General features: G+C 66.9%; 21 protein-coding genes. 12 read left to right on the top strand and 9 right to left on the bottom strand.

Translation table 11 applies throughout. From position 1 onward, the window contains the following. Positions 1 to 3: 3 nt before the first annotated feature. Positions 4 to 1452 carry a mannitol dehydrogenase family protein gene (locus NRB20_RS24635; RefSeq protein WP_319945339.1) on the bottom strand — a complete coding sequence of 483 codons (1449 nt, stop codon included), beginning with the start codon at positions 1450 to 1452 and terminating at the stop codon, positions 4 to 6. A 58-nt stretch (positions 1453 to 1510) separates the two neighbouring features. Between NRB20_RS24635 and NRB20_RS24630 the strand changes: the two genes are divergently transcribed. Genes NRB20_RS24630 through NRB20_RS24620 form a run of 3 tightly spaced genes read left to right on the top strand, consistent with a single transcriptional unit; the run spans position 1511 to position 4847 of the window. After that, the gene (locus NRB20_RS24630; RefSeq protein WP_153412997.1) at positions 1511 to 2512 is read left to right on the top strand and encodes a sugar-binding transcriptional regulator; all 1002 of its coding nucleotides are present in this window, start codon (positions 1511 to 1513) and stop codon (positions 2510 to 2512) included. After that, the gene (locus NRB20_RS24625; RefSeq protein WP_454786548.1) at positions 2509 to 3897 is read left to right on the top strand and encodes an ABC transporter substrate-binding protein; all 1389 of its coding nucleotides are present in this window, start codon (positions 2509 to 2511) and stop codon (positions 3895 to 3897) included. Before NRB20_RS24630 ends, NRB20_RS24625 begins: the two co-directional genes overlap by 4 nt. Further along, positions 3897 to 4847 carry a carbohydrate ABC transporter permease gene (locus NRB20_RS24620; protein ID WP_153412995.1) on the top strand — a complete coding sequence of 317 codons (951 nt, stop codon included), beginning with the start codon at positions 3897 to 3899 and terminating at the stop codon, positions 4845 to 4847. The genes NRB20_RS24625 and NRB20_RS24620 overlap by 1 nt, the downstream gene beginning before the upstream one ends. Positions 4848 to 4881: 34 nt before the next feature. Here NRB20_RS24620 and NRB20_RS24615 read toward each other — a convergent pair whose 3' ends face one another. Further along, positions 4882 to 6033, bottom strand: coding sequence for an RNA-guided endonuclease InsQ/TnpB family protein (locus NRB20_RS24615; RefSeq protein ID WP_153412993.1), 1152 nt, complete (start codon positions 6031 to 6033; stop codon positions 4882 to 4884). A 98-nt stretch (positions 6034 to 6131) separates the two neighbouring features. Between NRB20_RS24615 and NRB20_RS24610 the strand changes: the two genes are divergently transcribed. The 3 genes from NRB20_RS24610 to NRB20_RS24600 all read left to right on the top strand — a co-directional run bounded on the left by NRB20_RS24610 (position 6132) and on the right by NRB20_RS24600 (position 9856). Next, positions 6132 to 7004: a carbohydrate ABC transporter permease gene (locus NRB20_RS24610; RefSeq protein ID WP_153412991.1), complete on the top strand. Its 873-nt coding sequence runs from the start codon at positions 6132 to 6134 to the stop codon at positions 7002 to 7004. Positions 7005 to 7027: 23 nt separating this feature from the next. Continuing rightward, the gene (locus tag NRB20_RS24605) at positions 7028 to 8140 is read left to right on the top strand and encodes an ABC transporter ATP-binding protein (RefSeq protein ID WP_153412990.1); all 1113 of its coding nucleotides are present in this window, start codon (positions 7028 to 7030) and stop codon (positions 8138 to 8140) included. Positions 8141 to 8452: 312 nt separating this feature from the next. Next, positions 8453 to 9856, top strand: a complete 1404-nt coding sequence (locus NRB20_RS24600; RefSeq protein WP_194289998.1) for an alpha/beta hydrolase — start codon at positions 8453 to 8455, stop codon at positions 9854 to 9856. A gap of 63 nt (positions 9857 to 9919) precedes the next feature. Here NRB20_RS24600 and NRB20_RS24595 read toward each other — a convergent pair whose 3' ends face one another. Further along, the gene (locus NRB20_RS24595) at positions 9920 to 10201 is read right to left on the bottom strand and encodes a hypothetical protein (RefSeq protein ID WP_227833824.1); all 282 of its coding nucleotides are present in this window, start codon (positions 10199 to 10201) and stop codon (positions 9920 to 9922) included. A 179-nt stretch (positions 10202 to 10380) separates the two neighbouring features. Between NRB20_RS24595 and NRB20_RS39365 the strand changes: the two genes are divergently transcribed. Beyond that, positions 10381 to 11892, top strand: coding sequence for a MutS-related protein (locus tag NRB20_RS39365; protein ID WP_194289994.1), 1512 nt, complete (start codon positions 10381 to 10383; stop codon positions 11890 to 11892). Beyond that, on the top strand, positions 11889 to 13394 hold the full coding sequence (locus NRB20_RS24585) for a MutS-related protein (RefSeq protein ID WP_153412986.1): 1506 nt from the start codon (positions 11889 to 11891) through the stop codon (positions 13392 to 13394). The genes NRB20_RS39365 and NRB20_RS24585 overlap by 4 nt, the downstream gene beginning before the upstream one ends. Positions 13395 to 13960: 566 nt before the next feature. Here NRB20_RS24585 and NRB20_RS24580 read toward each other — a convergent pair. Together NRB20_RS24580 and pdxT are read right to left on the bottom strand one after the other, a co-directional pair. Continuing rightward, the gene (locus NRB20_RS24580; RefSeq protein WP_153412984.1) at positions 13961 to 14713 is read right to left on the bottom strand and encodes a YebC/PmpR family DNA-binding transcriptional regulator; all 753 of its coding nucleotides are present in this window, start codon (positions 14711 to 14713) and stop codon (positions 13961 to 13963) included. 71 nt (positions 14714 to 14784) lie between these two features. Further along, positions 14785 to 15399, bottom strand: coding sequence for a pyridoxal 5'-phosphate synthase glutaminase subunit PdxT (pdxT, locus tag NRB20_RS24575; RefSeq protein ID WP_319945338.1), 615 nt, complete (start codon positions 15397 to 15399; stop codon positions 14785 to 14787). An 81-nt stretch (positions 15400 to 15480) separates the two neighbouring features. On the opposite strand from pdxT, the gene NRB20_RS24570 reads away from it, so the two are divergent. After that, positions 15481 to 15960, top strand: a complete 480-nt coding sequence (locus NRB20_RS24570) for a hypothetical protein (RefSeq protein WP_153412982.1) — start codon at positions 15481 to 15483, stop codon at positions 15958 to 15960. A gap of 157 nt (positions 15961 to 16117) precedes the next feature. Here the strand turns inward: NRB20_RS24570 and NRB20_RS24565 are convergent, their stop codons facing one another. After that, entirely contained in the window at positions 16118 to 16939 is an 822-nt protein-coding gene (locus NRB20_RS24565; RefSeq protein WP_153412980.1) for an acyl-CoA thioesterase, read from the bottom strand. A 100-nt stretch (positions 16940 to 17039) separates the two neighbouring features. Here NRB20_RS24565 and NRB20_RS24560 point away from each other — a divergent pair, with 100 nt between their 5' ends. Continuing rightward, positions 17040 to 17657 (top strand): nucleoside/nucleotide kinase family protein, encoded by a 618-nt coding sequence (locus tag NRB20_RS24560; protein ID WP_319945337.1) that lies wholly within the window; start codon positions 17040 to 17042, stop codon positions 17655 to 17657. 138 nt (positions 17658 to 17795) lie between these two features. Here NRB20_RS24560 and NRB20_RS24555 read toward each other — a convergent pair whose 3' ends face one another. Continuing rightward, on the bottom strand, positions 17796 to 18659 hold the full coding sequence (locus NRB20_RS24555; RefSeq protein ID WP_227833823.1) for an LLM class flavin-dependent oxidoreductase: 864 nt from the start codon (positions 18657 to 18659) through the stop codon (positions 17796 to 17798). Between the two features lie 231 nt (positions 18660 to 18890). On the opposite strand from NRB20_RS24555, the gene NRB20_RS24550 reads away from it, so the two are divergent. Further along, entirely contained in the window at positions 18891 to 19349 is a 459-nt protein-coding gene (locus tag NRB20_RS24550; protein ID WP_153412976.1) for a prevent-host-death protein, read from the top strand. A gap of 2 nt (positions 19350 to 19351) precedes the next feature. After that, positions 19352 to 19702: a hypothetical protein gene (locus NRB20_RS24545; RefSeq protein WP_319945336.1), complete on the top strand. Its 351-nt coding sequence runs from the start codon at positions 19352 to 19354 to the stop codon at positions 19700 to 19702. 81 nt (positions 19703 to 19783) lie between these two features. Here the strand turns inward: NRB20_RS24545 and pdxS are convergent, their stop codons facing one another. Next, on the bottom strand, positions 19784 to 20686 hold the full coding sequence (gene pdxS / locus NRB20_RS24540) for a pyridoxal 5'-phosphate synthase lyase subunit PdxS (protein ID WP_319945335.1): 903 nt from the start codon (positions 20684 to 20686) through the stop codon (positions 19784 to 19786). A 384-nt stretch (positions 20687 to 21070) separates the two neighbouring features. Then, positions 21071 to 21844 carry a TetR/AcrR family transcriptional regulator gene (locus tag NRB20_RS24535; RefSeq protein WP_153412972.1) on the bottom strand — a complete coding sequence of 258 codons (774 nt, stop codon included), beginning with the start codon at positions 21842 to 21844 and terminating at the stop codon, positions 21071 to 21073. Between the last annotated feature and the right edge of the window lie 10 nt (positions 21845 to 21854).

Raw genomic sequence — 21854 nt, 5'->3', positions numbered from 1 at the left:
AGTTCATTCCGATCCGGCAAGATCACCAAGGGTCGCCCGCGCGCCCCTGGTGTGCAGCGACTCCAACGCCGCCAGGTAGGGCCGCACGAACCGCGGTTCGTCGATCAGATCGCCGAATACCGAACGGTTGCACAGGAATGCGGTCGGATCGGTGCGCTGCCGCTGCGCCAGCGGGGTCAGCCGATCGCGCAACCGGTCGACCACCTCGATCGGCTGCCCCTGCTCGTCGACGCCCTCGGCGTACCGAGCCCAACTCGCCACGATGGCTGCGGCGCAATCGATCTCGCCGCCCGCGGCCAGACGCTCCCGGATCACCGGCAGTACCCACTTGGGAATCCGGTCCGAGGATTCGGCACACAGCCGGGCGACGGTGTCACCGATCGCCGGATTCCCGAAACGCTCGATCAGCGTCCGCTTGTAGCGATCCAGATCGACGCCCGGCACCGGACGCAACGTCGGCGTGGCCTCGAAATCCATGTACCGCATGAGGAATCGGTCGAACAGCGGATCGCGCGCCGCCTCGTCCACCATCCGGTAACCGCACAGGTGTCCGAAGTAGGCGATGCCCTGATGACTCGCGTTGAGCAGCCGCAACTTCATCAACTCGTAGGGCATGACGTCCTCGACCACCTGCACCCCGACCTCCTCGTAGGCCGGGCGGCCGAGCGTGAACGAATCCTCGAGCACCCACTGGGTGAACGGTTCGGTGATCACCGGCCAGCGATCGGTGATTCCGGTGCGGCGCAACACTTCCAGCTCCGCCTCGGGCGGGGTGACCGGCGTGATCCGGTCCACCATCGAATTCGGGAAGCGCACCTCGCGGTCGATCCACTCGCCCAGGTCCGGATCGCGCAACCGCGCGAACGCGCCGAACACCCGTTGCGCGACATGGCCGTTGCCCTGGATGTTGTCGCACGACATCACCGTGAAGGGGGCGATACCCGCGGCCCGCCGCCGCGCGAACGCCTCGACCACGAATCCGAATACCGTGCGCGGCACCGCGCCGGGCGCCAGATCCGCCGCCACGGACGGTTCGGCGGCATCGAATTCGCCTGTGGTGGCGTCGATTCCGTAACCGCCCTCGGTGATGGTGAGCGAGACGATGCGGGTCGCGGGATCGGCCAGTTTCGCCAGCACCGCCTCGGGATCGTCGGGGGCATAGAGGTATTCGACGATCGAGCCGATCACCCGGGTGTCCCAGCCGCCGTCGGGGCCGACGACCGACAGCGTGTACCGCCCGTCCTGCGCGGTGAGCACATCGCGCATGCGGCGATCGCCGGGCAGCACGCCGACGCCGCAGACGGCCCACTCCCGCGATCCCCCTCGCGCGAGCAATCGGTCGATGTACATCGCCTGATGCGCACGGTGGAATCCACCGACTCCGAAGTGCACGATTCCGGCCGTCAAACCATCGCGGTCATACGTCGATGACGAAAGTGTTGTGTGCGTCACATACCCGATGGTACCGTGTTCCGAGCAATGGATCACCTAGTGAGCAGATGATCATTCGATGAGGAGCGTCGTGGCCCCCGAACCCCGGTCCAGCAATCCGGAGGACGTCCGGATGGCGTTGCGTGCCGCGCGGCTCTACCACTTCGAGGGCGCGACCCAGGCCGAAATCGCTGCGGTACTGGGCGTTTCGCGCCCGACCGCGGGGCGGTTGATCGCCCGCGCCCGCGCGCAGGGCCTGGTCCGCATCGAGATCGTGGTCCCGGACGAGCTGCGCGCCCAGGTGCACACCGATCTCGAACGCGAACTCGAGGCGGCCTTCGGCCTGACCGAGGCGGTCGTCCTGGGCGACGCGCCCGACGACTCCCCCGCGAGCCTGGCCCCGCTCGCGCGCGCCGCGGTCGCGGTCCTCGGACGTCGCCTGCCCGCCCAGGCCACCCTCGGCTTCACCTGGGGCCCGGAGACCATCGCGGTCGCCACCGAACTCGGGCCGCATTCGGCGCGCTGCGCCACCGTCGTCCAACTCGACGGCTCACTCACCTCCTCGGACTACCAGACCGGCGTGGAATTCACCCTGGGCCGCTGCGCCGACCGACTGCGCGCCAATCCGGTCCGGCTGCACGCGCCGCTGTACGCCGACGCCGCGACGGTTGTTGCGCTGGAACAGGATTCGGTGCTGGGCCGGGCCATCGCGCTGGGCCGCACGGCCGAGGTGATGATGTTCGGCGTCGGCACCGTCTCCACCGCGACCACCCTGTTCGAGGGCAGTTATCTGGACACCGCGCTGCTCGACGAGTTGCGCGGCCTCGGCGCGGTCGGCGAGATCGGCGGCCGGTTCTACCGCGCCGACGGCACCGACGTCCCCGGATCCCTTGCCGCCCGGACGGTTTCGGTCGGACTGGACGCGATCCGCGCCTGCGGGTGCACGGTGCTGATCTCCGGCGGCGCGCCCAAACACCAGGCCGTCCTCGGCGCGTTGCGCGGCGGCCTGGCCACGATCCTGGTCACCGACATCGAGTGCGCGCGGTGGCTGCTGGAAAAGAAGGAGGGCGCACGCCCATGACAACGCCGATGAACAAGAACGGCCCCGGCCGCACCAGACGACGCGCGAAAGCTCTGGCCGCACTGGCACTCTCGACGGTGCTGGCGCTGAGCGGCTGCGCGGGGGCGGGTTCGTTCACCTCCGGCGGCGGCCGGACGGTCACCATCGCGATGGTCTCCAACTCGCAGATGCAGGACGCGATCAAGCTGTCCGGCGAATTCGAGCAGGCCAATCCCGGTATCAAGCTCAAATTCGTCTCGCTGTCGGAGAACGAGGCGCGCGCCAAGATCACCTCCTCGGTCGCCACCGGCGGCGGCGAATTCGACGTGGTGATGATCAGCAACTACGAGACCCCGCAGTGGGCCGCGGACGGCTGGCTCACCGATCTGGCCCCGTACCAGGCGAAGACGCCCGGTTACGACGCCGCCGACTTCATCTCCTCGCTCCAGAAGTCGTTGTCCTACAAGGGCGATATGTACTCGGTGCCGTTCTACGGCGAGTCCTCGTTCCTGATGTACCGCAAGGATCTGTTCCAGCAGGCCGGGCTGACCATGCCCGATCAGCCCACCTGGGATCAGGTGGCGCAGTTCGCCGCGAAACTGAACGATCGGGCACACGGGCATTCGGGTATCTGCCTGCGCGGCGTGCCGGGCTGGGGTGAGACCCTGGCCCCGCTGGACACCGTGATCAACACCTTCGGCGGCCGCTGGTTCGACGAGAACTGGCATGCCCAGCTCACCAGCCCGCAGGTGGAGAAGGCGGTGAACTTCTACGTCGACCTGGTCCGCAAGTACGGCGAACCCGGCGCCGCGACAAGCGGTTTCAGCGAATGCGCGACGCAGCTCTCGCAGGGCGACACCGCCATGTGGTACGACGCCACCTCGGCGGTCGGCGTACTCGAGGATCCCGCGTCGAGCAAGGTGGTCGGCAAGATCGGCTACGTGCTGGCCCCGATCGCGCAGAAGCCGAACTCCGGCTGGCTGTACACCTGGTCGCTGGGTATCCCGAAGACCAGCCATCATCCCGACGACGCCTGGAAATTCATCTCCTGGATGACCAGTAAGGAATACATCAAGCACGTCGGGCAGAAGCTGGGCTGGTCGCATGTGCCGCCCGGCAGCCGCAAATCCACCTACGAGATCCCGGAGTACGCCGAGGCCGCCAAGGCGTACGGCGCGGTCACGCTGCAGGCGATGTCGACGGTCGATCCGGAACATCCCACGGTGCAACCGGTTCCGTACACCGGCATCCAGTTCCTGGCGATTCCGGAGTTCCAGGATCTGGGCACCCGGGTCAGTCAGCAGATCAGCGCGGCGATCGCCGGGCGGGAGAGCGTGCAGACCGCGCTCCAGCAGTCCCAGGAGTATGCCGAGACCGTCGGCCGGTCGTATCGAGGGAATCAGTAATGTCCGTAACCACCACGGCCACCGCGGCCACCCCACCGTCGGATATCGTCCGGCGCGCCCAGACCGTCTCCCGCGCCGAGGGCTGGCGCAAACGCGGTCCCCTGCTGCCCGCGCTGATCTTCATGATCGTGGTCACGCAGGTCCCGTTCGTGTTCACGCTGTACTACTCGACGCAGTCCTGGAACCTGGTGCGGCCAGGTTCCCGGCACTTCGTCGGACTCGGTAACTACGCGGATGTGTTCCGGGACAGCCAGTTCTGGTCGGTCACGCTCAATACGATCATCCTGATCGTCGGCACCGTGATCGTCTCGGTGATCCTGGGTCTGCTGCTGGCCCTGCTGCTCGATCGCGCGTTCCTCGGACGCGGTGTGGTCCGCACACTGCTGATCACCCCGTTCCTGGTCACGCCCGTCGCGGCGGCGCTGATCTGGAAGACCACGATGCTCGATCCGGTGTTCGGCCTGATCAACTTCGTGCTCAAACCCTTCGGCGCGGGCCAGACCGACTGGGTGAGCAAATTCCCGCTGCCCGCGGTGATGGCCGACATGGTCTGGCAGTGGACGCCGTTCATGATGCTGCTGATCCTCGCGGGCCTGCAATCCATGCCCCGCGACATCACCGAGGCCGCACGCGTGGACGGGGCGAACTCGTTCCAGGTGTTCCGCGAACTCACGCTGCCGCATCTGCGCCGCTTCATCGAGCTGGGCACCGTGCTCGGCGCGATCTACCTGGTCAACACCTTCGACTCGGTGTACATGATGACCCAGGGCGGGCCCGGCATCGCCAGCTCCAACCTGCCGTTCTACATCTATCAGCGCGCCTTCCTCGGCTTCGACATCGGCCAGGCCGCGGCCATGGGCGTGGTCACCGTCGTCGGCACGACAGTCGTGGCGACGTTCGCGTTGCGGCTGCTGTTCACCTCGTTCACCGGCAAGGAGGAAGCGGCTTAACGGTTCTCCTGCCTGAAGGCGGGAGATTTCCAGCTCAGACCGCAACCGAACCACACACCCGGAGGAGGGGATCCGCTTGTCTTACATCCTCGACACTGACGTGGCCCCGTTCTGCCACGGCCAGAATCACTCTGGCAGCGTTCCGATCCCGACTGTCGCTGTGGCCGCAGTTCCCGCACCGGAAGTCCCTCTCGTGCAGCTCCAGTCTTTGCTTGGCTCTCGCAAAGCAGGCACTACACGTCATCGTTGTGTACGCGGGCCGGACCATCACCACCTTTCGCCCAGCCCGCACGGCACGCTCGACAAGTTCACGCTTCGCAACGCCGATCGCCGCGTCGGCAGCCTTGCGCGCCATTGTCGACTTGGCCAGGAACACCGGCTTGAAGTCCTCGACCGCGATCAGGCCATGAGTCTGGACAACACGCTTGGCCCACACTCGGGAATCATGCATAGTTTGCCGAGCTGCTCTCTTCGCCAGCCGGGCAGCCAGGCGCTTGGCATCGGCATAACCCCGCGACTGTGGTCGGCCCTTTCGGTGACGCCGGGCCATCGTGCGTTGCGCCCTCGCCAACTCGGCCGCACATCGCTTGCGGTGCCCCCAATGCGGCAGATCGAACGCCTCGTGAGTGGTTGTCGCCGTGGTGGACACACCCCAGTCGATACCGATTCCACCTTCACCGCTCGCAGGGGGCCGGACCTCTCGACGCACCACGAAGGAGGCGTACCAGCATCCCAGACTGTCACGATAGACACGGACAGACGTGGACGGCGAAGGCAATTCTCGCGACCACACGACCGGGATCGTGATGCCCTTGGGCAGGCACAACCGGCGGTCGCGGATGGAGAACCCGCGCGTCGTGTACCCCAACGATGGCAGGGAACCCTTGCGGGACTTGGCCTTTGGTCGACCACGCCCTTTCACCGTGAACGAATGGTCCAGCGCCTGCGCGTAATCGCGAAGCGTCTGCTGCTGAGCGACCTGCGAACCGTCACGCAACCACTGCAATTTCGCCCGCGCATCGGTCAACATCTTGCCCAACCGCGCGAACGTCGGCTTCCGTCCGGACTTCTGCTGATGCACCGCTTCGTTCCACAACCAGCGACAGCGGCCCCACTCGGCCAGCAACGCAGTCTCGGCGATGCGTCCAGGCCGCAACCGGTACGTGTACCGCACCACCTCATCCATTCGAACATACTATCGAAAGACGTTGTCATGCACCACAACCAGGACCGCTGCCGAGTCCTTCCCGCAGTGTGTCGCGGCATATGCAAGGCGGAATCCCGATGACGACTATCACTCCCGCGACCACACCATCTGCGGCGCAACAGGTTCCGGTGCGCCGCCGCCGCAATCGGGCCGGTATCGGCTGGGGCATTCTGGCCTGGGTACTGGGGATCGGGATGTTCTTCCCGGTGCTGTGGATGGTGCTCACGGCGTTCAAACAGGAGGGCGACGCCTACACCAACACCCCGAAGCTGTTCTTCGTCCCGACGTTGGACCAGTTCTCGGCGGTGTTCTCGAGCGGGGTCGGCACACCGCTGCTGAACTCCGCGTTCGCGACCATCGTCGCCGCGATTCTCGTACTGGTACTGGGCATTCCGGCGGCGTTCGCGCTGTCGCTGCGCCCGATCACCCGCACCCGCGACGCGCTGATGTTCTTCATCGGCACCAAGATGCTGCCCATCGTGGCCGCGATCATCCCGCTGTACGTGATCGTCGGCGATATCGGCCTGCTGGACAACATCTGGACGCTGGTCATCCTCTACACGGCAATGAATCTGCCGATCGCGGTGTGGATGATGCGGTCGTTCTTCCTGGAAGTCCCGGGCGAGTTGTTGGAGGCGGCCAGTATGGACGGCGCGAGCCTGTGGACCGCGATGCGCGAGGTGATCCTGCCGCTGGTCTCCCCCGGTATCGCCGCCACCGCGCTGATCTGCGTGATCTTCTCCTGGAACGAATTCTTCTTCGCGGTCAACCTGACCGCCGTGCAGGCCCAGACGATGCCGGTGTTCCTGGTCGGCTTCATCACCGGTGAGGGCCTGTACTGGGCCCGGCTGTCCGCCGCGGCGACCCTGGCCGCCCTGCCCGTCGTCCTGGCCGGGTGGTTCGCGCAGAACAAGCTGGTGCGCGGGCTGTCCTTCGGCGCCATCAAATAGAAGCTCGAGTGAGGTAAACGACAATGGCCACCATTCAATACGACCGGGCCTCGTGCGTGTACGCGGGCGCCGAGACGCTCGCGGTCGACTCGCTCGACCTGGATATCGCCGACGGTGAGTTCATCGTGCTGGTCGGGCCCTCGGGCTCGGGTAAGTCCACCGCGCTGCGCATGCTCGCCGGACTCGAGGAGATCGACGGCGGCACCATCCGCATCGACGGTCAGGACATGGTCGGTGTCTCGTCCAAGGACCGCGACATCGCCATGGTGTTCCAGAACTATGCGCTGTATCCGAACAAGACCGTCGGCGAGAACATGGGTTTCGCGCTGAAGATGATGAAGGTGCCGCTGGCCGAGCGCAAGCGCCGCGTGGCAGATGCGGCCGAATTGCTCGGGCTCACACCGTATCTGGATCGCAAACCGGCGAAACTGTCCGGCGGGCAACGACAGCGCGTCGCGATGGGACGGGCGATCGTGCGCGAGCCCCGGGTGTTCTGCATGGACGAGCCGCTGAGCAACCTGGACGCCAAACTGCGCGTGCAGACCCGCACCCAGATCGCGGCGCTGCAACGCCGGCTCGGCACCACCACCGTCTACGTCACCCACGATCAGGTGGAGGCGATGACGATGGGCGATCGCGTCGCGGTGCTGCGCGACGGCAAGTTGCAGCAGTTCAGCACCCCGGCCACGCTCTACGACCACCCCGACAACGCGTTCGTCGCCGGATTCATCGGCTCGCCGTCGATGAACCTGTGCACCGTGCCGCTGACCTCGGGCGGGGTCGACATGGCCGGGACCACGGTGGAACTGCCGCGGGCGTACATGACGCGGCTGGCCGAGGCGAAGCTGGAGTCGGTCACGCTCGGTATCCGTCCGGAACATCTCGAATTGCGCCGCGACGGAACGGGATTCACCGCCACCGTCGAGTTGGTCGAGGAGTTGGGCAGCGAGTCGTACGTGTACGCCCGCATTCCCGGCGATCCGATCCCCGGACTCGAGGGCAGCCCGGTCACCTTCGTGGCGCGTTCCCCGCAGCGGGCCCCGGCCGCGCTGGCCGAATCGGTCGCGCTGCACATCACCGATGCGAGCGCGGTGCACCTGTTCCATCCCGAAACCGGTGACCGCATCGGCGACTGATCGCGCTCCGCCCGATCGGTTCGGCTCGAGACATCTCGAAACACTCCGCCCCGCATCGTGTCGCCCGTGAATTCGCGACCGCTGCGGGGCGGTGCCCGTCCGCCCTCATCAGTCCCGTGATCAGGGCATCGTTCACCAGGGCGTACGTGGAAGCGGAGATTCCGTCCGCTCCGTTCACTTCACTCGTAGGCCCCTCACAGCAAACCTCGAGGTAGACACCCCAGAATTACGGCCGTGTTTCCTGTGCAGACGGACGTCACGACAACGCCCACCCCGACACCCGCCGGAGTGGCGCCGCCGCCCGCTCCGACGATGCCGTCGGCGAAGCTCAATCCCTACGAGATGAACTTCCATCACGGGACCTCACTGCTGCACGGATGGTTGCCGGTGACCATCGAGATCGTCGCGATCGTGTTGCTGCTCATCGCGATCGTCCGGCTCACCCGGCGCTGGTGGCTGATCCGGATTCCGATCGCGGTGGTGCTCGGTGTCGCCGGGGCGATCGGCGCCTGGCTGTACACCAACGATCAGGGCCTGGCCTCGGATCCGGCCCCGGTGCTGCTGTGGATCTGCGTGGGCGCGATGGTCGCGGCGCTGGTCATCGTGGTGATCGGCTGGCCGGGCGCGCGCTGGTGGCAGCGCGTGGCCGCGGTGCTCGCGCTGCCGTTCGCGGTCGCCAGCACCGGTGTGGTGCTCAATCAGTGGGTCGGTTACTACCCGACCGTGGAGTCGGCTTGGAGTGCGTTGACCGCCGGGCCGCTGCCGCATCAGACCACCGTGGACGCGCTCGCGGGGATGCGCGGCACCGAACCGAAGACCGGCGTCGTCGTCCCGGTGGACATCCCGGATGACGCCAGCGGTTTCAATCACCGCACCGAGTACGTCTATCTGCCCCCGGCCTGGTTCGCCGGGAAGACCGCGCCGTCCCTGCCCGTGGTGATGATGATCGGCGGCGAATTCAACACCCCCGGCGACTGGCTGCGCAGCGGTCAGATCATGCCCGACATCGACAAGTTCACCGCGGCGAACAACGGTCAGGCCCCGATCCTGGTGTTCGTCGACTCGAGCGGCAGCTTCAACAACGACACCGAATGCGTCAACGGGCCGCGCGGTAACGCCGCGGACCATCTCACCAAAGACGTTGTCCCCTATGTGGAATCGAAGTTCAACGCCTCGTCGGATCCGGCGCACTGGGCGGTGATCGGCTGGTCCATGGGCGGCACCTGCGCGGTCGACCTGACCGTGATGCATCCCGAACTGTTCCACACCTTCGTCGACATCGCCGGTGACGCCGGACCCGATTCGGGCACCAAGGCGCAGACCATCCAGCGGCTGTACGGCGGCAGCACCGAGCAGTGGGAGCATTTCGACCCGGTCACCGTGATGGACAAGCACGGCCCCTACACCGGGGTCGCGGGCCTGTTCGACGATCTGACCGCGCCGCAGCGCGACGGCAAGCACGGTATGCCCAAGGGCTTCAAGATGCCGAAGGTGAGCGAGGATCAGATCGGCAAGGGCGGTCAGGACGCGTTCGAGGCGTCCAGTGAGGTCGGTGCGGCCGAAAAGCTGTGTGCCACCGGGAAGAAGGTCGGTATCGACTGCACCATCCACACCACTCAGGGCGGGCACACCTGGCAGTTCGCCTCGGCGGCGTTCAGTTCGTCGCTGGCGTGGGTGACCGCTCGGGTGGGGCTGCCGGTTCCGGCGAGCACCTGAGTTCTCCGGAACCGTCGTCCCGGGGTGAGCCGCACGGCTCGCCCCGGGATTTTTTCTTGTCGCTCAATCGAGTTCGCGATATTCCGCGGGCGGCTCGACCAGTTCCGGATGCTCCTGCGGGTACCCCTCGCCGTGGATCCGCAGCATCGCCCAGTGCCATGCCTCGTCGTGCAGGATCAGCCCGCGATACGGCTCGTCGGACTGCTCGTACGGATACCGCCGCAGCGCGCTCGATTCCGCCTCCACCTGCGCCAATCCCCCGTACCGCCGCATCACCCAGGCGAAACGACGACGCTCACCCCATAGACAGCCGAGGTATTCGCCTTCGTGCCATTGCCGATCCACTCGCGCAGGGTAAACCCGATTCGGTCATCCGACCACTCGAATGGATCAGCAGGCCGCGGACGTTTTTTCATTACTTGACGACCGGTAAGTAATGCTTCTAGCCTTCGATGCGAGGAGGCCGCGGGCCCATCGAGGGAAACGAACCGCTGCCTCACCGATATCGCAGGTGGGGAGGCGAGGTGCGGGATTTCAGTATCGTCCGGGCGGATGCGGCCGCGGTCGAGGTGGATCGGGTGGCGCTCACCGATCTGAACATCGATCAGGTGCTGGCCGCGGTGCTGCGCGGGGATGCGGAATACGAGCTGGGGCCGCTGTATCTGCGGCCGGTGCGGGATCCGGATGTGGTGCGGTATCGGCGCGAGGTGTTCGCCGATCTCGACGAGTTGCCGGTGCGGGCCGCGTTCCACGAATTCGCGGCGGGGATGCGGGCGATCCGGCGCGGGTTGGCGCAGGGCGCGCATCTGCATCAGCCGGATCAGCGACGGCGGTGGCATCTCGATGCCGCCGAGAGTTATCTGCTGGTCCTGACCCGGCTGTCCGAGGAGTTGTCCGGGCTGCCCCTGCACTCGCGCGGGTTGCGCGGGTGGCGTGCGCTGCTGGCCGAGTATCTGCGCGGATCTCCGATCACCACGCTGGCGCGCGATGTCCGGGAGATGCGGCGGGAACTCGATGCGATCCGCTACAGCGTCCGGATCGTCGGGCGGACCGTGGAGGTCGGATTCGACGAGGGCGCAACGGATTACAGTGCCGCGATCGCGAATCTGTTCGCGCGCTTCGGATCCGCCGAGCCGTCCGCGTCGCGGGCGCAACCGCAGTGGGCCGATATGAATCAGACCGAGGAGCAGATTCTGCGGGAGGTCGCGCGGTTGCATCCGGGGCCGTTCGCGCGGCTGGAGCGGTTCTGTGCCGAGTATCCGGACTTCCTGGATCCGATGGTGGTGCGGTTCGAACGCGAAATCCAGTTCTATCTGGTGTATCTCACCTTCGGTCGCGGTCTGGCCGCCCAGGGGCATCCGCTGCGACTGCCGGACACCGCCGCGCCCGGTGCGGAGATCTACGCCCGTGACGCCTTCGATATCGCGCTGGCCGTGCGGCCGCGGCGTGGAAATACCCTGGTGTGCAACGACTTCCAGTTGTCCGGCCCCGAGCGGGTACTGCTGGTGACCGGGCCGAACCAGGGTGGGAAGACCACCTTCGCCCGAATGTTCGGGCAGCTCGTGTACTTCGCGGCCCTGGGTTGTCCGGTTCCGGCGCGCGCGGCCCGGTTGCCGCTGCCGGACGCGATCTTCACCCACTTCGAACATGCCGAGGACCCTGTGGATCCGGACGGCAGATTGCTCGGTGAGCTCGTCCGGATGCGCGATACTCTCGATCGCGTCACCGCCGACAGTGTCATCGTGATGAACGAAAGTTTCAGCTCCACAAGCACATCCGACGCGGTGCGGATCGGCGGCGATGTGCTCGGGCGGATCATCGAGCGGGGCGCGCTCGCCCTGTGGGTCACCTTCTTCGAGGAGTTGTCCCGCATTTCACCGGCGGTGGTGAGCATGGTCGCGGGCACCGAGGATGACACCGCGCGACGCACGTTCCGTATCGAGCGCCGTCCCGCCGACGGTCAACTGCACGCCCTCGAGCTCGCCGGACGGCACGGGCTCGACTACGACCGGGTGATCGAGAGGTTCCGCCGATGAGACTCGCGCTGTTGCAACCGCCCGACGTCGCGGTCCGCACCGTCACCACCGAACCGCGCACGCTGACCGATCTCGGCCTGGACGCGCTCTGCACGGCCATGTCCCGCGACGAGGAGTTCGGCGAGGATCCCGCTGTGGCCGCGGCGGTCCGGGCGATCCTGCCGGTGAGCGTCACCGATCCCGAGGTGATCCGCTACCGCCACGCCGTGCTCGCCGACTGCTGCGCGCATCCCGACGCGGTGCGCGAACTCTACCGAATCGCCACGCGCGCAACGCAGATCAAACGTTATCGGGTCGGCCCGCGACATCGCCCCAACGGCAAACTCCTGCTCGCCCTGGAACCGCTGCGGGAGCTGCTCGGCTGTCTGCGCGAGCTGCGGACCGCCTGCGCCCGCCACACCGCGTCGTTCGAATCCGCCGGATTCGCCGATCTGGCCGCCACCGTCGCCGCCGAGCTGGACGAGTCGTACCTCACCTCGGTCGAACAACAGCTCGCCACACTGGATTTCGAGCACGGACTGCACTTCACCGCGAGCCTCGGACCGGGTGACAAGATCGCCGGGATAACCCTGCACGCACCGATCCGCCGCCGCCGTTTCGGCCTGGACCGCCGCACCGGCCGTGCCTTCGAAGCCATCGACGATCCGGAGCCCGAATCCGATCCCCTTGTCCGACTACAGAATCCGGCATTGCAGATCATCGCCGACGTGGTCAGCGACGCCGCCGATCACGTCCAGGACTTCTTCGGACTGCTGCACACCCAGCTGGCGTTCTATCTGGGCTGTGTCACCCTGCACCGCAGGCTGATCCGCGATTCGATCCCGTTCTGCCTGCCGACCGTCCACCCCACCGGCTCAGCACGCCTGCGCTGCACCGGATTACGCGATATCGGACTGTGCCTGACCGCGGGCCGCACCGTCGTCGGCAATGACCTCGACGCGACCGGCCGCACCCTCGTCATCGTGACCGGAGCCAACAACGGCGGCAAATCCACCTTCCTGCGTTCGGTCGGCGCGGCCCAACTCATGGCACACGCCGGAATATTCGTCACCGCAACAACTTTCGAGACAGACCTGCACGGCGGCATCTTCACCCATTTCGCCGCCGACGAGGACCGCACCATGTCACACGGCAAACTGGTCGAGGAACTCACCCGCATGAGCACCCTCATCGACCACATGACCCCCAACTCCCTACTCCTGTGCAACGAATCCTTCGCCACCACCGCCGCCCGCGACGCCGAACAGATCGCCACTCCCCTGCTCAACGCCCTCCTCGACACCGGCATCACCATCCTCTTCGTCACCCACCTGACCGAATTCGCCCGCCGCCGAGCCGATTCCCCCCACCCCACCGACCTGTTCCTCCGCGCCGAACGCCTCCCCGACGGCACCCGCACCTACCACCTCACCCCCGCCACCCCCGAACCCGAAAGCCACGCCACCGACATCTTCCACAAGGTCTTCGACCGCACACCCGAATCCCACACCCCACCCCGATAACGACACCCCGCTCCACCGACATGCTGTCCGCTACAACAGATTCGACCGCAGATCTGTAGCCAGCAGCCCGAAGACCGAACAGCCCCAGCCCATCCCAGCCACACCGGCCATAGACGCGGTCCGCAAGCACCCCTCCGCCGAACCAATCGGTTCCGGAACCGCGGCGAATCCCCCGATGCCCCAGGACCGGCCCGCCCCGCCCGCGCCGAACAGTCGATCGACACAACGAAACACAGGTCGCGGCGAGCAAATGCCGCTACACCACAGAATATTTCGATCAAACACATCCGCGGCACCGCGCCCGACGAACACGTCGAGTCACGACTACGCAGCCACGATCGCACGCGCCTGATACCACGGTCAGCCACGCGATGCCCCCGATCGAAACAGCAGCGTAAGACGGCCGAGAACCGTCCCCCGCTCACCGGCGGGGTGGACGGGGTGAACACGTGCGCGATGCCCTCGCGCAGCACTCCGGCGCTGCGGCCGGAGGAATGACATCCCGAATACGAAAATCGAAGGCCGCCTGCAGCATTCACTGCAGACGGCCTTCGGTGCAGATCGGATTACGCGTCGAGTTCGGCGAGGACCTCGTCGCTGATGTCCACGTTGGTGTAGACGTCCTGGACGTCGTCGCTGTCCTCGAGGGCGTCGACGAGTTTGAAGACCTTGCGGGCGGTTTCGGCGTCGACCGCGACCGATACCGACGGCTGGAAGCCGGAGTCGGCCGAGTCGTATTCGATACCGGCCTCCTGCAGCGCGGTGCGCACCGCGACCAGGTCGCCGGGTTCGCTGATGACCTCGAACGAATCGCCCAGGTCGTTGACCTCTTCGGCGCCGGCGTCCAGGACGGCCATCAGGACGTCGTCCTCGCTCAGGCCGTTCTTCTCCAGCGTGACCACGCCCTTGCGGTGGAACAGGTATGCCACCGAACCCGGGTCGGCCATGTTGCCGCCGTTGCGGGTCATGGCCACGCGCACCTCACCGGCGGCGCGGTTGCGGTTGTCGGTGAGGCATTCGATCAGCACCGCGACGCCGTTCGGGCCGTAACCCTCGTAGGTGATGGTCTGCCAGTCGGCGCCACCGGCCTCTTCACCGCTGCCGCGCTTGCGGGCGCGCTCGATGTTGTCGTTCGGGACCGAGGATTTCTTCGCCTTCTGGATGGCGTCGTACAGAGTCGGGTTTCCGCCAGGGTCCCCACCACCCGTACGCGCCGCAACCTCGATGTTCTTGATCAGCTTGGCAAACATCTTGCCGCGCTTGGCATCGATAACGGCCTTCTTGTGCTTGGTGGTGGCCCATTTGGAGTGGCCGCTCATTCCCCTACTTCCTTCACGTCGGTGTGCTCGAAATTCGCGCGGATAACCGTGACAGTCTACTGCCCGGTGTCTCAGGTCATAGCGGCCGCCCGCTCGCGGACGATGTCCACGAACATGGCGTGCACCCGCAGATCGCCGGTGACCTCCGGATGGAACGAGGTGGCCAGCACGTTGTCCTGCCGCACCGCCACGATCCGGCCCGCCGCCGGGCCCGACGGTACCGTCGCCAGCACCCGCACCCCGTCACCGACACGCTCGACCCACGGCGCGCGGATGAACACCGCGCGCACCGGATCGCCCGCGATGCCCGCGAAGTCCAGATCGGTCTCGAACGAATCCACCTGACGCCCGAAGGCGTTGCGCCGCACGGTCATATCGATCCCGGATAGCGATTGCGCGTCGGGCCGGGTGTCCAGCACGGTATCGGCGAGCAGGATCATCCCCGCACACGAACCGTAGGCGGGCAGGCCCTCGCGCAGCCGCTGCCGCAACGGTTCGAGCAGCCCGAACACCTCGAGCAACTTGCTGATCGCGGTGGATTCGCCGCCGGGCAGCACCAAGCCGTCGACGGCGGCGAGTTCGGATTCGCGGCGCACGTTCACCGGTTCGGCGCCGCAGGCGGCGAGAGCGTGGAAATGCTCGCGCACGTCACCCTGCAACGCCAGCACTCCGATGATCGGTTTCACGGATCGAGCATACGAGCAGGCCGGTCAGGGCCTCGAACGACCGCCCCCGGATGTGGTTCTGGTCACCCGCCCGGCGGGCCGGTGGACACCCCGACGCCCCGGCGCGGCCTGACCGTGGCCACCGGCCTGGCGGGGTTGTCCCTCGATGTGATGGCCTCGGTGGCGTACGGCCCCGAATCCATCGGGCTGGTGCTGGCCGCCGCGGGCAGCGCGGGACTGGGAGTGCCCCTGCCGGTGACGGTGGCGATCGTGCTGCTGGTTCTGGTGATGGAGCGAATTCGCAAGCAGTACAACCGGATCGACGGCTGTCGCGGCACCGGCTGGGTGCCCGCGGCGCTGTCGCTCGGGCACGACCTCGTCGCGGTGCACGTCTGCCTGCCCAGGGAGAACACCACCGCGTTCACCAAGGCGTGGGAGGCGTGGCATCCCGAGGTGCACCCGGAGATCATCGACGCCGGTGATTGCGGCGTCGGCGCTCCGGTGGCGCGGTATGTGCGGGAGAACTTCGACGGACGTCGCAAGGTCGTGCTGATCGCCGAGGTGGATCCGCCCGCCGGATGAGGTCGGGTACTGCCCAGTCATCGCAACGACGAACTGGAACGTCAGCTGCGCCGCCTGCCCGATACGGTCGTGTGCCACCTGCGCGTACAGCCCGCGTGACCGATTCGGCCCGGCTCCCGCACGGGAACCGGGCCGATGCCATCGGAGGCGGCGCGGATCAGACGGTGCGCAGCGTGCGCACGAGCCCCTCCTGCACCACCGCGGCCACCAATTCCCCACGCTGCGTGAAGATTCGCCCGCCGGTGAGCGCGCGACCGAAACCCGCCGAGGGCGAGTTCTGGTCGTAGAGCAGCCAATCGTCGGCGCGGAACGGCCGCAGGAACCACATCGCGTGATCGAGCGACGCGTTCTGGGTCGGCTCGTCCTGATGGGTCACCTTGGACGAGCCGAGCAGCGTCATATCGCTCATATAGGCCAGCGTGCAGACGTGGAACAGCGGATCGTCCGGCAACGGGTGGCGGTAGCGGAACCACACCTGCTGCTGGGAGCCGAGCCCGTCGCGCCGGGTGACCTGGTCGTTCGGGATCGGGCGGATATCCCAGTGCTCCCATTCGCGCATGGCCCACAGGCGTTCGGGGCTCATCGCGTTCTCCGCGTCGGGCAGATCGTCCGGCGGCGGCACCTGCGGCATCAGGTCCTGGTGCTCGGGCCCCTCGTCGCCGATGTGGAACGAGGCCGACATGGTGAAGATCGCCTGACCGTCCTGGATCCCGGTCACCCGGCGGGTGCAGAACGAGCGACCGTCCCGGATGCGGTCGACCTCGTAGACGGTCGGCTCGGTCGGGTTGCCGGGGCGCAGGAAATAACCGTGCAGCGAATGCACCTGAAATTTCGGATCCACCGTGCGCACCGCCGACACCAGCGCCTGTCCGGCAACCTGCCCGCCGAACGTGCGAGGCAACTGGGTCTTGAGCGATGCGCCACGGAAGATGTCCCGCTCGAGCCGCTCGAGCTCCAACGCCTCTTCGATCGTCGCCATGATCCGTCCTTCCGGAAGTCGCCGTGCTCAGGCTAAGCGATGGCGAACCCACGCCGATGGCCGACTCTCCGCGAAACCCACCGCCCGGCATGATGGTCCGGTGCCGAGCTTCTCCCCTGTCACCGTGGACGCGCTGTTCTCGCTGGTGCTGGATCGCGCCCTCGTGCTGCCCGGATACGCGATCGTCGCGGTGGACGGGGCCGATCCGGCCGACCCGCTCGGTTTCGCCGAGACCGTGGCCGACCGGATCCGCACCCGAGGCCGGGCCTGCGCGACGGTGTCCCTGCACGACTATGTCCGCCCGGCGTCGCTGCGCCTGGAGTTCGGACGCGACGAGATGTCGTACCGCACAGCGTGGTTCGACTACGCGGGGCTGAATCGCGAAGTGCTCCAGGCGTTGCGGGAGCGGGGGCAGTGGCTGCCCGCGCTGTGGAACGAGAGCACCGACCGATCCGCCCGCGCCACAACGGTTTCCGCGAAGCCCGAGACGATCGTGCTCGTCGCGGGGCCGATGTTGCTGGGTCGCGGATTGGGTTTCGATCTGAGTGTCGAACTGCGACTGTCGGAGGGTGCGCTGCGACGCGCGGAGGTCGAACCGTTCGTCGTCGCGGCGCTGCTGCGGCACCGCCGCGACGCGGATCAGGATCCGGACATCCTGGTCGCGTGGGACCACCGCGACCGTCCGGCCCTCCGTCTCGGAGACTCGCCGAGACGCTGAAAGCACCTTCGGCACAGCGTATCTCGGCAAAACATGTCTCGGCGCAACGCACCGGACAGCGCGTTTGCCGCCGGTGACAGCCTGCGTCTCACCGACTCGCGCGATCCCGCCCCGCCGCGACCGCGAACAGGCAGCCCGCTACACACCCACCGGTGCAGCCTCGGCACGACTACCGATGATCTCCTCGGCAACCCAGCGCGCCACCCCGACCGGATACGGCTCCCCGAGCCCCAGCACGATATGCCCGAACCCCGCCCCGAGCGCCTCGTCGACCGCATCCCGGGTGCGTTCCGGCTGGTCGTAGGACACCGGCAGGAAGATCGAGCGCGTGATCGCGGCCGGATCCCGCCCGATCTCGGCGCAGTACCGGTCCAGCAGGGCGCTGCGCTGCACGGCATCGGCGATATCGCCACCCGGGATGTTCCACAGATCGGCGTGCTCGGCGGCCACCCGCAACGTCGACGCCGCGCGCCCGCCGATCATGATCGGCGGATGCGGCCGCTGCACGGGCCGGGGATTACCGAGCGCCCCGGTCAACTTGATGTACTCGCCGTCGAAGTCGAAGGGCTCGTCCGCGGTCCACAGCCGCCGGATCACCGTGCATGCCTCGGCGAAGCTCCCGATCGCATGCGCGGTGTCGTGATACTCCAGCCCGTGCCCGTCGTATTCCCTTCGCGCCCAAGGAATATCGGGCCGCGAGCCGACACCGATACCGAAGTCCAGGCGACCGTCGGAGACGATATCCACCGTCGTCGCGATCTTCGCCAGCAACGCGGGCGGCCGCACCCGATTGCTGGTCACCAACAGCCCCAGCCGCAGCCGCGAGGTCTGCGCGGCCAGCGCGGACAACAGCGTCCACCCCTCGAAGATCGGCCCGTCCGGATCGCCGCCGATGGGCATCAGATGATCGAACAGCCAGGCGTGCTCGATCTGCTGAACGCCGTCCGCCTCCCGCCACACTCGCTGAATGTCCTGGTAGGCGACCTGCTGGGGCGGGGTCATAATCCCGAAACTCGGGCGGGAGACAGGCGGCATGGCGATCGGTCCTCTCGATATCGGCAACACACCTTGAAACGGAACCTTGCTCCACTAACGATACGGATCGTTGTTCCGTTTGCCAAGTGCGACCTCGAGCCGCGCGAACCGTCCGCTCAGTCGCGGACCTTCACGATCGGGACGCGGTGACCGATCGACGCCCTGGACTTCCGAATACGTTCCGAATACCATGAGCCCATGGGCACCACAGCAAGAATCCCCCTGGCGACCCGGCGCTCCTCCGACCTGAGCAAGCACTCCGCCGAGGTCTTCGCCGAGGCCGAGGTGCACCCCGTGACGGTAACCCGACGCGACGGCGAAGCACTGGTGCTGATGTCGCAGCGCGAGGCCGAGGGGCGCTCACGCCTATTGAGATTCGCCGCACAGCTCATCACCGTCACCCTCGACGACAACGGCTCGCTCGCCGAGCGGATGGCCAAGGCATTCCCCTGGATGCTCGCCCTGTCGCCTGCCGACCGGGAGTCCTGCGCGCAGGATCTCGTAGACGCGGCGCGCGCATCGTTCTCCACCGACCAGCCACATCTGGCGATCGCGGAACTGACGTCCTGGAAAGAGACAGCCACAGCCATCGCGGCCGGACTCGACAGCACCGACCCCGAGTGGCTCGATGAAGACGAGAACGTGGAGCGTCCCTAGCCGTGGCAGCCGCGAAGAAGGGCGAACTGGTCCCCCGCCCCACGAAGAAGACCGAGTACGAGGTCCGCTTCGCCACCACCAACGCCCGCAAGGGGTGGCAAGACCTTGTCGCGACGATCCGCAACCCCATGACGGAAGCCTGGGACTTCCTCACGCGGACACCTCTCGCCACAACGCCGACAAATTACCGGCTGAAGGGCGAGCTCGGCGTCATCGAGCGAGGTGGGACGTCCCACGAACGCTGGCAGCACAAGCCGACAGCGAAAGGCACCGCGCGCATCTGGTTCTACGTAGCCGAGCACACGGTCTTCCTCGAGCAGGTGCACACGAGCCATCCGAACGAGACGAAATAGAGCCGATCCGCGCGGACGGAGTGCGCGCGGATCGACGGAGGTGAGGCGGATGTCACCGATCGGGACACCCGCCCGACTCGTTTACCAACCGCGCTCGGCGAGCCGGTGCGGCTCCGGGATCTCCTCGACGTTGATGCCGACCATCGCCTCACCCAGGCCGCGCGACACCTTGGCCAGCACGTCGGGATCGTCGTGGAAGGTGGTGGCCTTGACGATGGCCGCCGCGCGTTCGGCGGGGTTGCCGGACTTGAAGATGCCCGAGCCGACGAAGACGCCCTCGGCGCCGAGCTGCATCATCATCGCGGCGTCGGCGGGGGTGGCGATACCGCCCGCGGTGAACAGCACCACCGGCAGCTTGCCGGTCTCGGCGACCTCGCGGACCAGCTCGTAGGGGGCCTGGAGTTCCTTGGCCGCCACGAACAGCTCGTCCTCGGGCAGCGAGCTCAACCGGCGCAGCTCGCCGCGAATCTTGCGCATATGCGTGGTGGCGTTGGACACATCGCCCGTGCCCGCCTCGCCCTTGGAGCGAATCATGGCCGCGCCCTCGGTGATTCGCCGCAGCGCCTCACCCAGGTTGGTCGCGCCGCAGACGAACGGGACGGTGAAGTTCCACTTGTCGATGTGGTTCGCGTAGTCCGCGGGCGTGAGCACCTCGGACTCGTCGATGTAGTCCACGCCGAGGCTCTGCAGGATCTGCGCCTCCACGAAGTGGCCGATCCGGGCCTTGGCCATCACCGGAATCGAGACGGCCTCGATGATGCCGTCGATCATGTCCGGATCGCTCATCCGGGAGACGCCGCCCTGGGCGCGGATGTCGGCGGGCACCCGCTCGAGCGCCATCACGGCCACCGCGCCGGCGTCCTCGGCGATCTTGGCCTGGTCGGGGGTGACCACGTCCATGATCACCCCGCCCTTGAGCATCTCGGCCATACCGCGCTTCACGCGGGCGGTACCGGTCGTCGGGGCGGTTTCGGGCGTCGTCACGGCTAACTCCTGGGTGCGGGGCGAATACGGATCGTTCATGATCGAACGACACGATTCTAGGCGGCCCGATCAGGCCACTTCATAGCCAGTCGAAGAGCACTGGACTGCACACCCCGAACCCGGGACGGGGAATTCGGCTATCGCGCCGCTATGCGATCACCCCGCGGGTGAGATCACGAACAGCGTCGCCCAGTAGGTCGCCGCCTCTTCGCCGAGGTACGGCAGCAGGAAGTCGTGCAGCAGATAGGACATGGTCACAAGTGTTCACCTCCACACATCCGGTTCACCGTAAGCACGGGTGGTGAACCGCGCCTCGACCATATCGGAAGATGGGATATCTCACGAGGATTCACCGGATGCGGCCGTGCACGAGACGAATGACGTTCACGGACTTGCCATTCCATCATCGGCACCGTCCGCGGCGGCGGTGAACCTGCGCAGGAACTGGTCGTACCCGTCCAGCAGGCGCGCGAGCGCGAAGCCGAAATCCGCTTCCGCCCAATCCACTTCGTCGGAATCGAAGGACTGGTTGCGCAGCGCCGCCGTCAAGGCGGGATAACGGTCGGGATCCAGCACCCGCGCCATGACCTCGGTGTAGTCGCTGTCCCCCGTGGCCGCCTCGGACATGTCCCGCACGTAGCGCATCCGGCCCATCACGTACAGCGACAGATTCAGCAGCAATTGCAGTCTGATCGGTTCGGGAAACGGGGTGTCGGCGAGCGTGCGCAGCCCCGCCTCGAGCCAGGCGGTCTGATTCGGCCCCATCGGCGGGGTGGACAGCGGGATGTCGATCCACCACGGATGCCGCCGGATCGAGCGGAACTGGCCCCACGCCCATTCCTCGAGTCCCGCACGCCAGGGCAGTCCGGGCGCGATAGCGGGCGGTTCGCTCAGCACCCGGTCGAACAGCAGCGCGACCAGAGTGTCCTTGGTGTCCACGTAGCGGTACAGCGACATCGTGGTGAAGCCGAGTTCCTTGGCGATGCGGCTCATCGAGATCGCGCCGAAGCCGTCGGCATCGCCGATCACCACCGCCGCCTCGACGATCTGCTCGAGACTCAGCCCGCGTCGCGGCCCCCTGCCGCCGGGACCGCGCAGACCCCACAGCAGTTCGACCGACGCGGGCAGCGGACCGGTCCGCGGGCCGGGCGTCTCCATCAAGATCTCC

This window comes from Nocardia macrotermitis (assembly GCF_009604405.1).
Lineage (GTDB): Bacteria > Actinomycetota > Actinomycetes > Mycobacteriales > Mycobacteriaceae > Nocardia > Nocardia macrotermitis.
Note: the sequence above shows the minus strand (reverse complement) of the source record. Positions and strands in the feature narration are given on the sequence as shown.